12 protein-coding genes are annotated in these 13,039 nt (G+C 71.0%); 7 read left to right on the forward strand and 5 right to left on the reverse strand.

Annotation, left to right across the window (positions count from 1 at the left end; genetic code table 11):
* Position 1: 1 nt before the first annotated feature.
* The 3 genes from JOD51_RS03920 (at position 2) to JOD51_RS03930 (ending at position 2,338) form a co-directional block, all read left to right on the forward strand.
* Positions 2–769, forward strand: a complete 768-nt coding sequence (locus JOD51_RS03920; RefSeq protein ID WP_204607116.1) for an SDR family oxidoreductase — start codon at positions 2–4, stop codon at positions 767–769.
* Entirely contained in the window at positions 766–1,611 is an 846-nt protein-coding gene (locus JOD51_RS17490) for a helix-turn-helix transcriptional regulator (RefSeq protein ID WP_204607117.1), read from the forward strand. The genes JOD51_RS03920 and JOD51_RS17490 overlap by 4 nt, the downstream gene beginning before the upstream one ends.
* Before the next feature lie 91 nt (positions 1,612–1,702).
* Entirely contained in the window at positions 1,703–2,338 is a 636-nt protein-coding gene (locus tag JOD51_RS03930; protein WP_204607118.1) for a ScbR family autoregulator-binding transcription factor, read from the forward strand.
* Between the two features lie 132 nt (positions 2,339–2,470).
* Here the strand turns inward: JOD51_RS03930 and JOD51_RS03935 are convergent, their stop codons facing one another.
* The gene (locus tag JOD51_RS03935) at positions 2,471–3,730 is read right to left on the reverse strand and encodes an AI-2E family transporter (RefSeq protein ID WP_204607119.1); all 1,260 of its coding nucleotides are present in this window, start codon (positions 3,728–3,730) and stop codon (positions 2,471–2,473) included.
* Positions 3,731–3,779: 49 nt separating this feature from the next.
* Complete coding sequence (locus tag JOD51_RS03940) at positions 3,780–4,208, reverse strand: BLUF domain-containing protein (RefSeq protein WP_204607120.1); 429 nt, start codon at positions 4,206–4,208, stop codon at positions 3,780–3,782.
* 80 nt (positions 4,209–4,288) lie between these two features.
* Here JOD51_RS03940 and JOD51_RS03945 point away from each other — a divergent pair, with 80 nt between their 5' ends.
* The 3 genes from JOD51_RS03945 to JOD51_RS03955 are packed head-to-tail and all read left to right on the forward strand — an operon-like array spanning position 4,289 to position 6,396.
* Positions 4,289–5,020, forward strand: a complete 732-nt coding sequence (locus tag JOD51_RS03945; protein WP_204607121.1) for a histidine phosphatase family protein — start codon at positions 4,289–4,291, stop codon at positions 5,018–5,020.
* A gap of 33 nt (positions 5,021–5,053) precedes the next feature.
* Positions 5,054–5,596 (forward strand): DUF3090 domain-containing protein, encoded by a 543-nt coding sequence (locus JOD51_RS03950; RefSeq protein ID WP_204607122.1) that lies wholly within the window; start codon positions 5,054–5,056, stop codon positions 5,594–5,596.
* Positions 5,593–6,396: an SCO1664 family protein gene (locus JOD51_RS03955; RefSeq protein ID WP_204607123.1), complete on the forward strand. Its 804-nt coding sequence runs from the start codon at positions 5,593–5,595 to the stop codon at positions 6,394–6,396. Before JOD51_RS03950 ends, JOD51_RS03955 begins: the two co-directional genes overlap by 4 nt.
* A 70-nt stretch (positions 6,397–6,466) precedes the next feature.
* Here the strand turns inward: JOD51_RS03955 and JOD51_RS03960 are convergent, their stop codons facing one another.
* The 3 genes from JOD51_RS03960 to JOD51_RS03970 form a co-directional block, all read right to left on the reverse strand.
* Positions 6,467–8,524, reverse strand: a complete 2,058-nt coding sequence (locus tag JOD51_RS03960; protein ID WP_259559288.1) for a vWA domain-containing protein — start codon at positions 8,522–8,524, stop codon at positions 6,467–6,469.
* A 56-nt stretch (positions 8,525–8,580) separates the two neighbouring features.
* Positions 8,581–10,002 (reverse strand): MoxR family ATPase, encoded by a 1,422-nt coding sequence (locus JOD51_RS03965; RefSeq protein ID WP_204607124.1) that lies wholly within the window; start codon positions 10,000–10,002, stop codon positions 8,581–8,583.
* Between the two features lie 81 nt (positions 10,003–10,083).
* Entirely contained in the window at positions 10,084–11,283 is a 1,200-nt protein-coding gene (locus tag JOD51_RS03970) for a cobalamin-independent methionine synthase II family protein (protein ID WP_259559292.1), read from the reverse strand.
* 169 nt (positions 11,284–11,452) lie between these two features.
* Between JOD51_RS03970 and JOD51_RS03975 the strand changes: the two genes are divergently transcribed.
* The gene (locus JOD51_RS03975) at positions 11,453–12,928 is read left to right on the forward strand and encodes an MFS transporter (RefSeq protein WP_239539769.1); all 1,476 of its coding nucleotides are present in this window, start codon (positions 11,453–11,455) and stop codon (positions 12,926–12,928) included.
* Positions 12,929–13,039: the final 111 nt, after the last annotated feature.

Genomic DNA, 13,039 nt, shown 5'->3' on the forward strand with positions numbered 1-13,039 from the left:
CATGGACATCACCACACGCTCGGTCGCCGTCATCGGCGGCACCTCCGGCATCGGCCTGGAACTCGCACGGCGCTTCCGTGACGCCGGCAGCGGGGTCGTCGTCGGCGGCCGGCGAGCCGACGTGCTCGACCAGCTCGCCGCCGAGGGCTTCGGCACCGTCTCGATCGACGTCACGGACGACGACTCCGTCACCACCGCCCGCGACACCGTGCTCGACCTGCTGCCCGACCTGGATGCCGTCATCACGATGTCGGGCATCGGCGTCGCCGAGGACCTCCGAGATCCGGCGCACTTCGCCGACGCTGCCCGCACGGTCGACGTCAACCTGCTCGGCACGATCCGGGTGGTCGACGCGTTCACCCCGCACCTGCTCCGACAGGGCAGCGGCACGATCGTCACGGTGAGCTCGGGCATCGGCTTCCTGCCGTTCCCGCTGATGGCGACGTACGCCGCCACCAAGGCGGCGGTGCACGCCTACAGCGAGGCGCTCCGAGCGCAGCTCGCCGGGACCGGGGTCGACGTCGCCGAACTCGTGCCCCCGGCCGTCAACACCACGATGGGCGCCAGCAACACGAACGCGCTGCACCTCGGCGACTTCGGTGCCGAGGTGATGGCGCTCCTGGCACAGGAGCCGACCCCGCACGAGCTCTTGGTGCAGGGTGTCCTCATGCACCGGTGGGCAGAACGTGACGGCACGTACGACGACCTGGTCACTCAGCGCTCCCGGGCTCTGGCGACGCTGCCCGGACGGTCGGGCTCAGCGGCGTGACACGCGACGGGGACCCGACCGCGACGCCGACGAACCCGCTCGGCGCGTACCTCCAGGCACGGCGTGGACTCGTCACACCGGAGCAGGTCGGGCTCCCCGTCGGTGGGGTCCGGCGCGTGCCGGGCCTGCGCCGTGAAGAGGTCGCGATGCTCGCCGGCGTCAGCACCGACTACTACCTGCGCCTGGAGCGAGGGCGGGACATCCACCCGTCGCACCAGGTGCTCGACGCGCTCGCCCGGGTGCTCCAGCTGGACGAGGTCGAACGCGCGCACCTCCAGCACCTCGCCGAACCCGTCCGACGTGCGCGTCCCCGTCGCACGGCGGAGCGGGTCCCGGCGCGTCTGCACGCACTGCTGGCCGCACTCGAGGTCCCGGCGTTCATCGAGGGGCGGGCATTCGACGTCCTCGCCACGAACGATCTGGCGACCGCGTTCTCGCCCCGGCTCCGCGTCGGTGAGAACCGGCTTCGTTCCCTGCTGCTCGACCCGGAGGAACAGGTGTTCCACCGTGACTGGGAGGATGCCGTCGCGAGCTTCGTCGGCGCCTTCCTGCACTCGGTCGCCGACGAGGTCCACGACCAGCGGGTCGTCGAACTCGTTGGGGAGCTGTCGCTGGCCAGCGGACGTTTCCGGCAGCTGTGGGCGCGGCAGGACGTCCGGGTGCTCGAAGGTGGATCGATGACGGTCGACCACCCGGTCGTGGGGGAGCTGCACCTGCACCGGGACAAACTGCCGGTCGACGGGCTGCTCCTCGTGCTCTACTACGCCGACCCGGGCAGTGCGAGCGCCGAGCGGCTGGGCATGCTCGCGTCCCTCGCCCGCGGCACCAGATCGGGGGCGTGAGTTCGCCGCCGGACGGCGGTACGGTTGTCGGCGGAGTGTACGGGTCGTTCTGTGCACGGCCTGCACGACGGACCACGGGGGAAGCACGACCATGACCACGCCGACCTCGGTCCCAGGACGGGGACCGGACCGCCGCACCGCGATCCTCGAGGCCGCCGCCGTCGAGTTCGACCGGCAGGGCTTCAGCGCCGCGAGCATCTCCGGCATCGCCAAGGCCGCCGAGGTCAGCCAGGGCGCCATCCACTTCCACTTCCGCACGAAGCAGGCCATCGCCCTCGCCGTCATCGCCGAGCAGAACGCCCGCACGTTCGAGGCGATCACCTACGACGGGCCGTCACCGCTGGCCCGGCTGGTCGAGGCGTCGCGGGCGATCGCCGGACTGCTGCTCGTGGACCCGGTCGTCCGCGCCGGCATCCGCCTGTCGCTCGAGAACCGGGTGTTCGCCGGGACGACGTCGTCCTTCTACGACCAGTGGATCGCGAGCGTCGTCGACGTCTTCCGCCTGGCGGTCGCCGCGGGCGAGGTCGGTCCGACCGTCACCCCGGAGGCGCTCGGTGCAACGGTCGTCCCGTGGTTCACCGGCGTGCAGCTCGTGTCCGACGTCCGTGCCGCCCGGATCGACCTGCTGCCGTCCGTGGCGACGATGTGGCGCGTCCTCGCCCACGCCTGCGTCGTGCCGGCGCACCGCGACCGGTTGCTGGCGGTCGTCGACCGCGCCTTCGCCTGACCGCTCGCCGCAGGACGGACCGCTCGCCGCCGGACGGCCTCCGGCGCCAGCGTGGTACCGGACGCACGACGGGAGGCCCGGACCGGCCCCGGTGGGCTGGTCCGGGCCTCCCGTCCGGTCCTGTCGTCGACGTCAGTCGGTCTGCGCGACGCGCTTGGCGCGCTCCTTGACCTGCTCCTCGCGACGCTTGTCGCGGGCCTTCTGCGCCTTCTCGCGACGCTTCGCCCGCTTGTTCTCACGCTCGTGGTGCTCGACGTCCTCGGAACGCTTCTGCCGCCACGGCTCGGCGGCCAGGTCCGGGCCGTCCCACACCTTGATGGCGCCCCAGGCGGCGGCGAGCAGCGGCACCGAGATGATCGCGCCGGTGATGCCGGCGAGGACGGTGCCCGCGGTCAGGCCGACCAGGATGACCAGGCCGTGCAGGCGCAGGGTCTTGCCCATCAGGACCGGCTGCAGGAAGTTGCCCTCGAGCTGGTTGACGACCACGACGATGCCGACGACGATCAGCGCCGGCACCGGACCGAGGGCGACCAGGGCCACGAGGGCGGCGAGGATGCCGGCCGCGGTGGCGCCGACGATCGGGATGAACGCCGTGATGAAGACGATGACCGCCAGCGGCAGCGCGAGCGGGACGCCGACGATGGCGATGCCGACGCCGATGCCGATCGCGTCGACCGCGGCGACGGTCGCGGTGCCGCGGACGTAGCCGCCGAGGGTCGAGACGACGCGGTCACCGACACGACGGGCGCGGTCGTACGAGGCGCCGGTGAAGGGACGGAGCAGGAACTCCCAGATGCGGGGCCCGTCCTTGAGGAAGAAGAAGAGCACGACGATCATCAGCACCAGGCCGGTGAGGAAGTTCGCGGTGGCGGACGCGCCGGCCAGGGCACCGGAGCCGAACTTGGCGCTCGTGACGAAGTCGGTGGCGGTCTTCACCGCGTCGTCGACCTGCTTGTCGGAGATCGCGAACGGCAGGCTCTTGCTGAAGTCCTGCAGCTGCTCGAAGCCCTGCACCGCCGACTTCTGCAGGCTCGACCACTGGTTCTCGACCGCGACGACGATGAGGTAGCCGAGGAGCCCGAGGACGACGAGGACCCCGAGCAGGACCGTCAGCGTCGCGAACACCGACGGGAAACCGTGCCGGCGGAGCCACGAGACGACCGGGTGCATGGCCGACGCGATGATGAGTGCCAGGAGCACCGGGATCGTCACGACGCCGAGCACCTGACCGGCGTAGACGATGCCCGCGGCGATGACGATGAGGATGATCAGCTGCAGGCAGCGCGTCGCCAGGCGGCCGAGCGAGTCCGACCAGGCAGCGCGTACACCGGTCACCGACTCGGTCGGTGGCGTCGTCGGCGGGGCAGCGGCGGAGGAGCGGAAGAACGGCATGACGCCGACGGTACAGACGCACAGGCGGCTCCGCCGGGTCTCGATGCGGTCAGGCGTCGCCGAGGTCGCGGTCCCGGAACCACTTGAGCAGCCAGGCGGCACTCGTCCGGTCGAAGGACCGCGGGAAGTCGAGGGTGCCGGACAGGAACGGGCTGAACCCCTCGACGGACGCGATGTCGGAGTCGTCGAGCCCGCGGTACGCCATCGACCAGCCGTCGAACCGGCGGCGTTCGATGTCCTCACGGATCAGCGACTTGACGGCGTGGTGCCGCGGGTCCCGCTCGATCGCGGCGAACCGGTCGTCGACGCTCCACGCCGGACCTTCGAGCAACTGCATGAACCGGCCGTTCTTCACGACGAGCAACCCGGAGACGCCGAGCGCCTCGTTGTTCAGCCGGGCACCCGCGAGCATCTCGGTGAGCTCGTCCTCGCTGAACTCGTGCGTCGCGACGCTCATGTAGACGATGGAGACCAGCACAGTGCATCATCGCCCGGGTTCGCCGCCGGACGCAATCGTGTGCGCGATCTGCATGGGACCAGCCGCCTAGGATCGTCCCCATGGCGACCGTCCTCCTCGTCCGGCACGGACGCACCACCGCGAACGCGACCGGACTCCTCGCCGGGCGAACGGCCGGAGTCGCGCTCGACTCCGTCGGCAAGCGCCAGGCTGCCACCACCGCCGAGCGCATCGCCGCGGTGCCGCTGGCCGCCGTCGTGTCGAGCCCGCTCGAGCGGTGCCGGCAGACCGCGCGGGCGATCACCGCGTTCCAGTCGGGCGAGCCGCAGCAGTTCGTCGAGCGCGGCATCATCGAGGCGGACTACGGCGACTGGCAGAACCGCACGATCAGCGAACTCGCCACCGAACCCCTGTGGCGGGTGGTGCAGTCGAACCCGAGCGCGGTCGTGTTCCCCGGCGGCGAGTCGATGCAGACCATGCAGTCCCGGGCGGTCGCCGCGATCCGTCGGATGGACGCGCAGATCGAGGCCGAGCACGGCGCCGCCGCGGTCTGGGTCGCGGTGAGCCACGGCGACATCATCAAGTCCGTGCTGGCCGACGCGCTCGGCATGCACCTGGACCTGTTCCAGCGCATCTCGGTCGGACCGGCATCGGTGTCGATCGTCCGGTACGGGGAGGCCCGGCCGGACGTCGTCGCGACGAACACCGAGTCGGGGGACCTGTCGTGGCTCGCCCGGGCCGCGGCGCCGAGCGGGGACGCCGTCGTCGGCGGTGGGGCGGGGCACGACGAGCCGTCGTCGTCCTCCGAGCGCCCGGACTCCGCCACTCCCTGAACGGTCGGAGCCGCACGCTCCTACAATGCGGGTATGCCCCCCATCGTCCACGGCTTCGACTGGCCGGACAGACTCGTCGTCGGAACGATCGGACGCCCGGGCGAGCGGTCGTTCTACATCCAGGCCCGTGACGGCCGCCGTGTCGTCAGCGTCGCCATCGAGAAGGAACAGTCGGCCGTCCTCGCCGACAAGATCGACGAGCTCCTCGACGAGGTCGCCACGGTCGAGGACAACCGCTTCAGCGTCCCGGACGCCGCACCCACCGAGCTGCGCGACGGCGACCCCCTCGACCAGCCCGTCGAGCCCGAGTTCCGCGCCGGCGCCCTGAGCCTGGGCTTCGACCCGGCCACCGCGCAGGTCGTCATCGAGGCGTACCCGATCGAGGACGACGTCGAGGTGTTCACCGAACCGACCGGTGACGGCGACGAGGTCGAAGCGGTCGTCGAGCTGTCCGAGCCGAGCGAACTGCTGCAGGTGAAGATCCCGGTCGGCAGCGCCCGCGCCTTCGTCGAGCGCACGCGGGAGGTCATCGCCGCCGGCCGACCGAACCCGCCCGAGCTCCCCGAGCTCGGATGACGCTCGGCCCTGACGCCGCCGGCGCCGCGGTGCCGAGCGCCCCGGGCGAGCTCCGGATCACCGGACGCATCCGCGAGGCCTCGAACGCCACGTTCCTCGCCCGGCTCGACGGCGAGAACGTCGTCTACAAGCCGATCGAGGGCGAGAAGCCGCTGTGGGACTTCCCCGACGGCACCCTCGCCGGGCGTGAGGTCTCCGCCTACCTGGTGTCCCAGGCGCTCGGGTGGGACGTCGTGCCCGAGACCTGGATCGGCGACGGCCCCTTCGGCCCCGGCATGGTGCAGCGGTGGCAGGACGTCGACCCCGAGCAGGACGCCGTCGACCTGGTCCCCGCCGATGACGCCGCCGCCGCGGTCGCCGAGGGCACCGTCCGCGAGGTGCTCGACGCCGTGGACGAGAACGACCAGGCCGTGACCCTGGTGCACGAGGACTCGGTCGCCCTCCGGCGGATGGCGGTCTTCGACGTCGTCACGAACAACGCCGACCGCAAGGGCGGACACGTCCTGGCGATGGCCGACGGGCACCGGTACGGCGTCGACCACGGCCTGACCTTCCACGTCGAGCACAAACTCCGGACCGTGCTCTGGGGCTGGATCGGCGAACCGCTCAGCGAGGACGAACTGGCCGGACTCCAGCGACTGTCCGAGGCGCTGCGTGGGGAGCTCGGCGAGACCCTGCGCGAGCACCTCACCGACGACGAGCTGTCGGCGCTCCGCGGGCGCTGTGCCGCGCTGGCCGCGGTCGCGACGTTCCCGCCGCCGGACGGCTACGGGCCGGCCGTGCCGTGGCCGGTCTTCTGACGCTGCGTCGCTGACGGACGGGAGGCGCGTACCGGGGCCGGTACGCGCCTCCCGTCCGTCAGGTGACCGGTCAGCCGAAGCGGGTGAAGGCGCTGCCCCACAGGCCGTCGTCACCGGGGCCGCCGCCGAAGGCGGACCCGGAACCGCGTCGAGCACCGAGGTACGAGCCGACCACCGCGACCCCGAGGTCGTCGTTCTCCGGCGCCGTGACCGTGCCCTCGACGCGGCGGGCCATGCCGTCCACGAAGCGGGCGAGGCCCGGGTCGTCACCGAGCCGGAAGAACGTCGTCTTCGCGCCCAGGCGGTGGGCGTTCTCGAGCTCTCGGACGCTCAGCGCGATCGTCACCGGGTCCGGCGGGTAGCTGAAGTACACCTGCCCGTTCGGCTCGAGGTGCGACGTCGGCTCGCCGTCGGTGACGATGAGCAGCACCGGTTGGGCGTTCGGGTGCTTCCGGAAGTGCCGGTTCGCCAGGAGCAGGGCGTGGTGCAGGTTCGTGCCCTTGTCCCACATGGCGTCGAGGCCGACGAGCTGCTCGACGTCCATCACCTCGGCCTCGCGACCGAACGCGATGAGCTGCAGGTCGTCGCCACGGAACCGTGTCGAGATGAGTGTGTGCAGCGCCAGGGCCGTGCGCTTCATCGGGACCCAGCGGTCCTCCATCGCCATCGAGAACGACGTGTCGACGAGCAGTGCGACGACGGCCTGGGTGCGGGCCTCGGTCTCCTGCACCTCGACGTCCTCGATCTGCAGCCGCACGCCGGCTCCGGTCCGTGGGCCGTCCCCGGCGGTCCGGGTCAGCGCGTTCGTGATCGAGCGCGTGACGTCCCAGGGCTCGGTGTCGCCGAACTCCCACGGACGGGTCGACCCGGAGCGGTCCCCGGCCGCACCGGCACGGCGGAGGTCCCGCGCACCCTGCCGACCCGACATCCGCTCGGCGACGTCCTTGAGCAGGCTCTTGCCGAGCTGCCGCATCGCCTTCGGGGTCAGTCGGAGCTGCCCGTCGCTGCCGCGCTGCATCGCACCCGAGTTCCGCAGTGCCTTCTCGAGCTGCTGCAGGGTCCGGGCATCGACGGCCGCCTGGTCGCCGAGCTGTTGCGCCAGGGCGTCGAGGTCCAGGTCGTCGAGCTCGGACCCGGGGCCGACCTGGGCGAGCTGGTCGGCCAGGGCGTCGAGGTCCGCGATGTCCTGGAAGACCCCGGTGCCGTCGCCGAGCCCGAGTCCCTGCTCACCGTCCATGCCCTCGGAGCCGCCCCAGTCCTCGCCGGGACGGAGGGCTCGGAGGTTCTCGTCGAGCTGGGACAGCGCCCCCATCAGCGCGGGGGAGCCGAACGCCTGCTCGGCCAGGGCATCGAGTTCGTCCCGCTGCTCCTGCGTCATCGAGTTCCGCATCCGCTGGGCCGCGGCGGCACGGGCCGCGAGGTCGTCGAGCAGTTCGTCGACGTTCTGCGGGTTCGACGGGAACTGGTCCCCGTGCTTCGCCATGAACTCGTCGAACTGTTCCTGGCTGTCCTCGCCCCGACGGTGGGCGTCGAGCAGCTCGTTGAGGTCCTGCATCATCTGCGCGACCGCGGCTCGGTCGTCGTCGGTGGCGTTCTCGAGCGCCTGCTTCATGCCCGCGAACCGCTGGTCGAGCATCTCGCGGCCGAGCAGGTCCTTGATCTGGTCGTACTTCTGGCGGGCCGTCGGGCTCTTCCAGTCGTAGCCGTTCAGCTCGCTGACCGCGGCGGCGGGCGAGGCGGGCAGGCTGTCGAGCTGCAGTTCGGCCAGTGCCCGGTCGCCGTCGTCCATCGCCGTGTCGCGGGCGAGCTGCCCGCGTTCGGCCAGGACGGCCTCGTCGAGGAGCTGCTTGATCTCCTGCAGGGTGCCGTCGAGGTTGTTCTTGCTCGTCAGCTCGCGGCGTTTCTCGGCGACGAGTCGGGCGAGGTCGTCGAGCCCGCGCTGCGACCGTCCACCGCGGCGGAGGAACTCCCGCATCGCACGCTCGGGCGACGTGCCGGCCATCACGTCCTGCCCGATGGCGTCGAGCGCCTCGGACAGGTCGGCGGGGGCGGCGAGGGGGTCCGGGCCGCCGTCGTACTTGCCGTACCGGCTGTCGCGGCTCAGTCGACGGTTCGGGCGGCTAGCCACGGGTCACCCCTGTGGTGCCGGTGCCGGTGCGGGTGCCGGTATCGGTGTGCACGGCGTCACATCCCATACGCTGCTTCGCCCCCGCCGGACTCCTTGCTGATGCGGCGGGCGAGGAACAGCCCCTCGAGTGCGAGTTCGATCGCGCCCGCACGCTCGCCGTCGGACGTCGCGTCGAGGCGTTCGCAGACCTGGTCGTACAGGTCGGACTCGCCGAGCGACGGCAGCCCGGCGAGGAAGTCCCGCGCGCTGACCTGTTCGCCCGTCGTGACCATGGTGCCGCCCTCGAGCGCGTCGACGAGCACCCCGAAGTCCAGCCCGCGGAAGCGCGCGCGGACGGTCTCGGCCGTCGCGGTCCGGAGCAGGTGCTCGAGCACCTCGTCTGCGCGGTCCTCTTCACCCGACTCGAACTCGATCTTGCCGCCGAGGACGTCGACCGCGGTCTCGAGGTCGATCGGCCGGGCGACGGCGTCGGACTCACCCTGGCGGGCGGCGCGGTGCACGGCGGCGGCGGACACCGTCTCGGCGCCGGCGATCGAGAAGCGGGCGCTGACACCACTGCGCTGGTCGACGGCGCTCGACTCGCGGAGCGCACGGGTGAAGCGGGCCAGGATCTCGACGAGGGCGTCGGGCACCTCGGCCGTCAACTGCGCCTCTTGCCGGATGACGGCGATCTCGTCCGCGAGCTCGATCGGGTAGTGCGTGCGGATCTCGGCGCCGAAGCGGTCCTTCAGCGGGGTGATGATCCGGCCGCGGTTCGTGTAGTCCTCGGGGTTCGCACTCGCGACGACGAGCACGTCGAGCGGCAGACGCAGCACGTAGCCGCGGATCTGGACGTCGCGCTCCTCCATCACGTTGAGCATCGCGACCTGGATGCGTTCGGCCAGGTCGGGCAGTTCGTTGATCGCGACGATGCCCCGGTGGCCGCGGGGGATCAGGCCGAAGTGGATGGTCTCCGGGTCACCCAGGCTGCGGCCTTCGGCGACCTTCATCGGGTCGACGTCACCGATCAGGTCCGCGACGGACGTGTCCGGCGTCGCGAGCTTCTCGACGTAGCGGTCGTCGCGGTGCACCCACGAGATCGGCAGCGCGTCGCCGAGCTCCTCGGCCCGGCGGATGCTCGCCGTGGTGATCGGTTCGTAGGGGTGCTCGCCGAGTTCGGAGCCGGTGATGACCGGCGTCCACTCGTCCATCAGACCGTTCAGGGTGCGGAGCAGTCGGGTCTTGCCCTGGCCGCGCTCACCGAGCAGGACGACGTCGTGCCCGGCGATCAGGGCACGTTCGAGCTGCGGGATGACGGTGGTCTGGAAGCCGTGCAGGCCGGGCCAGGGGTCGCGGCCCTCGCGGAGGGCGGTGAGCAGGTTGTCGCGGATCTCGGCGCGGACCGACTTCTGGACGTGCCCAGCAGCGCGGAGCTCGCCGACCGTGGAGGTTGCAGGTCGGTTCACGGGCGCCACGGTACGCCCGCCCACCGACGGCATCCTCGCAAAACGCAACGTTGGCGGCTGTGCGCAAGGCGATACCGCTGCGAGTCACCGCCGACGTTGCGTTTTGCGGGAGCTCTACCCGAACAGGCGGCGGGACGCGATCTCGGCGCCCTCGACGAGCACGCCGAGCTTCGCCCACGCGACGTCGGACGCCACGAACTCGTAGCTGGCGAAGGTGGCGAGCCCGCAGTCCGTGCCCGCGACGATGCGCGTCGGGTCGCCCACGGCCTCCGCCGCCTCGACGATGCGGTTCGCGACGAGCTGCGGGTGCTCCAGGTAGTTCGTCGTCACGTCGATGACCCCGGGCACCAGGACCGCGCCGTCCGGCAGCGGCAGGTCGCGGAACGCCGGGAACTCGTGCGCGTGCCGCGGGTTGCCGAACGGGATGCTGAACGACCCGACCTCGGCCCGGTACAGGTGCGGCAGCAGCACGTCGACCGGCACGTCGTCCTGGTGCGGACCCTGCCAGTTGCCGTAGCAGACGTGCAGCCGGGTCTGCTCCTTCGGGATGTTCCGCAGCGCATGGTTGAGGGCGTCGACGTGCAGGTCGACCGCCGCCAGGAACTCGTCGAGCGAGGCGTCGCCGAAGTGGATCACACGTTCCATCGCCAGGTCCGGGGCGTCGAGCTGCAGGACGTGCCCGCGGGCGACGATCTCCTCGTACTCGACGCGGAGCTGCTCGGCGAGGGCGAAGACGTACTCGCGGTGGTCGGCGTAGTGCGGGTTCGCGTCGTCGAGCAGCAGCGTGGTCGCGACGATCCCGGGCGTCGCCGCCGAGAGGAACGTGCCGGCCGGGGTGCGTCCGGCAGCGGCGTTCCGGTCGAGCTCGCGGGTGAAGCCGTCGAGGTCCTCGCGGATGCCGGCGCGTTCCTCGTCGTACTGCAGCAGTCCCTGGGCCACCGGCGTGTCCCAGACGCGGGCGAACTCGGCGCCCTCGTCGATCTGTCGGGCCTGGAACGCCGCGTACTCCGGGAACTTCACCGAGTCGAGCGTCGGCTTGCGGTGGCCCGTCCCGCCGAACCCCGACAGGCGCTCGCGGATGTAGGTCGAGAAGCCGACGCGGGGGACCTCGCCGTCGTTGACGATGTCGATCCCGGCGTCGAGCTGCGCGTCGACGGTGCGCGCGAGGACCGCGGCGGTCTCCTCGCGGAGCGCCTGCTCGTCGAAGGGCTTGCCCTGGTCGCGGGCGACCAGGAGCGCGGTCAGCTCCGGCGTCCGGGGGAGCGACCCCGTGTGGGTCGTGAGGATGCGGTCGGTCGAGTTCTGCAGCGGCACGCGACCACGGTACTGACTGGAGGCCCGTGGCGGGGCCGTCCCGCGCCTCCCGTCCGTCGGCCCCCCTGTTCCGGGCCGGTTCTCGCCGGCTCCGAACCTGGGCGGCGGCTGAGGCGTACGTTCCGATTCTGCGGCAGCCGAGGGCGCTCGCCGCGGAAGGAGCATGCGCATGGCGAGCGCCAGCGGAACGCGAGACGGATCGGTGACGAGCCTGGTCCCGGCGAGGATGGACCGACTGCCGTGGACCCGGTTCCACTGGAGCGTCGTGGTCGGCCTGGGGGTGTCCTGGATCCTCGACGGCCTCGAGATCCAGATCGTGTCGAACGCCGGGTTCAAGGCGGACCTGGGCCTGAGCAACCAGGACGTGGCGTCCCTCGGCAGCATCTACCTGGTCGGCCAGGTCGTCGGCGCCCTCGTCTTCGGGCGGTTGTCCGACAAGTTGGGTCGCCGCAAGCTGTTCATCCTGACGCTCGCGATCTACCTGATCGGCTCCGGCGTCGCGGGCCTGGCGCAGGACTTCTGGTTCCTGGCGGTGTTCCGCTTCGTCGCCGGTCTCGGCATCGGCGGTGAGTACGCCGCGATCAACTCCGCGATCGACGAACTGATCCCGGCGAAGTACCGCGGGCACGTCGACATCGCGATCAACGGCACCTACTGGGGCGGTGCGGCACTCGGCGCGGCGGCGAACATCTACCTGCTCGACACGGCGAACTTCTCGGAGAGCATCGGGTGGCGCATCGGGTTCTTCCTCGGCCCGGTGCTCGGGATCGCGATCATCTTCCTGCGTCGGCACATCCCGGAGAGTCCGCGGTGGCTGATGACGCACGGCAAGGAGCAGGAGGCCGAGGACACCGTCGCCCGGATCGAGGCGGAGGTCGAGAAGGAGTCCGGCACGAAGCTCGAGCCCGTGCCGCAGTCCAAGGCGCTGACGGTCACCCCGATGGACAACGTCGGGTTCCTGACGATCGCCCGCGTGCTGCTCAAGCAGTACCCGACCCGCACACTGGTCGGCGCGACGATGATGATCACGCAGGCGTTCCTCTACAACGCGATCTTCTTCACCTACGCGCTGGTCCTGACGAACTTCTTCGGGCTGAAGACCGCTGAGACGTCGATCTACTTCTTCCCGTTCGCGATCGGCAACCTGCTCGGCCCGATCATCCTCGGCCGCTTCTTCGACACCTGGGGTCGGCGGCAGATGATCTTCCTGACGTACCTGGTGTCCGGGCTCGTCCTCGCGACCTCGGCGTTCCTGTTCCGGGCGGACGCGATCAGCGCCGGTGTCCAGGTCGTGTTCTGGTGCATCTCGTTCTTCTTCGCGTCGGCCGGTGCCTCGAGCGCCTACCTGACCGTGAGCGAGATCTTCCCGCTCGAGCTGCGGTCGCAGGCGATCTCGTACTTCTTCGCCCTGGCCCAGGTCTTCGGTGCCGTCGCCCCGCTCATCTACGGCGCGTTCATCGGCGACGGCTCGGACCGTGAACCGCTCTTCTGGGGGTACCTGCTGGGGTCGGCGGTGATGATCATCGGCGGGGTGGTCGCGTTGGTCTTCGGGGTCGATGCCGCCCGGAAGGGGCTCGAGGACATCACGCAGCCCCTGTCGGTGCTCACCGGCAAGGACAGCGCGGAGGGCAAGCGAAACTCCTGATGCAACATGTTTAGCGGCTGGCGTCGCGTTCTGTGATCCTCGTGGCCACGGTCCCGTCCTGGAGGGCCGTGGTCACGGAGGATCCGATGCACGACACCACCACACCGGCAC

The organism is Curtobacterium herbarum, from assembly GCF_016907335.1.
Taxonomy (GTDB): Bacteria; Actinomycetota; Actinomycetes; order Actinomycetales; family Microbacteriaceae; genus Curtobacterium; species Curtobacterium herbarum.

Coding starts and splice junctions, on each gene's coding strand:
- JOD51_RS03930 (WP_204607118.1), top strand. CDS start 1,703: ATGACCACGCCGACCTCGGTCCCAGGACGGGGACCGGACCGCCGCACC.
- JOD51_RS03950 (WP_204607122.1), top strand. CDS start 5,054: ATGCCCCCCATCGTCCACGGCTTCGACTGGCCGGACAGACTCGTCGTC.
- JOD51_RS03975 (WP_239539769.1), top strand. CDS start 11,453: ATGGCGAGCGCCAGCGGAACGCGAGACGGATCGGTGACGAGCCTGGTC.
- JOD51_RS03920 (WP_204607116.1), top strand. CDS start 2: ATGGACATCACCACACGCTCGGTCGCCGTCATCGGCGGCACCTCCGGC.
- JOD51_RS03945 (WP_204607121.1), top strand. CDS start 4,289: ATGGCGACCGTCCTCCTCGTCCGGCACGGACGCACCACCGCGAACGCG.
- JOD51_RS03935 (WP_204607119.1), bottom strand. CDS start 3,730: ATGCCGTTCTTCCGCTCCTCCGCCGCTGCCCCGCCGACGACGCCACCG.
- JOD51_RS03955 (WP_204607123.1), top strand. CDS start 5,593: ATGACGCTCGGCCCTGACGCCGCCGGCGCCGCGGTGCCGAGCGCCCCG.
- JOD51_RS03965 (WP_204607124.1), bottom strand. CDS start 10,002: ATGCCGTCGGTGGGCGGGCGTACCGTGGCGCCCGTGAACCGACCTGCA.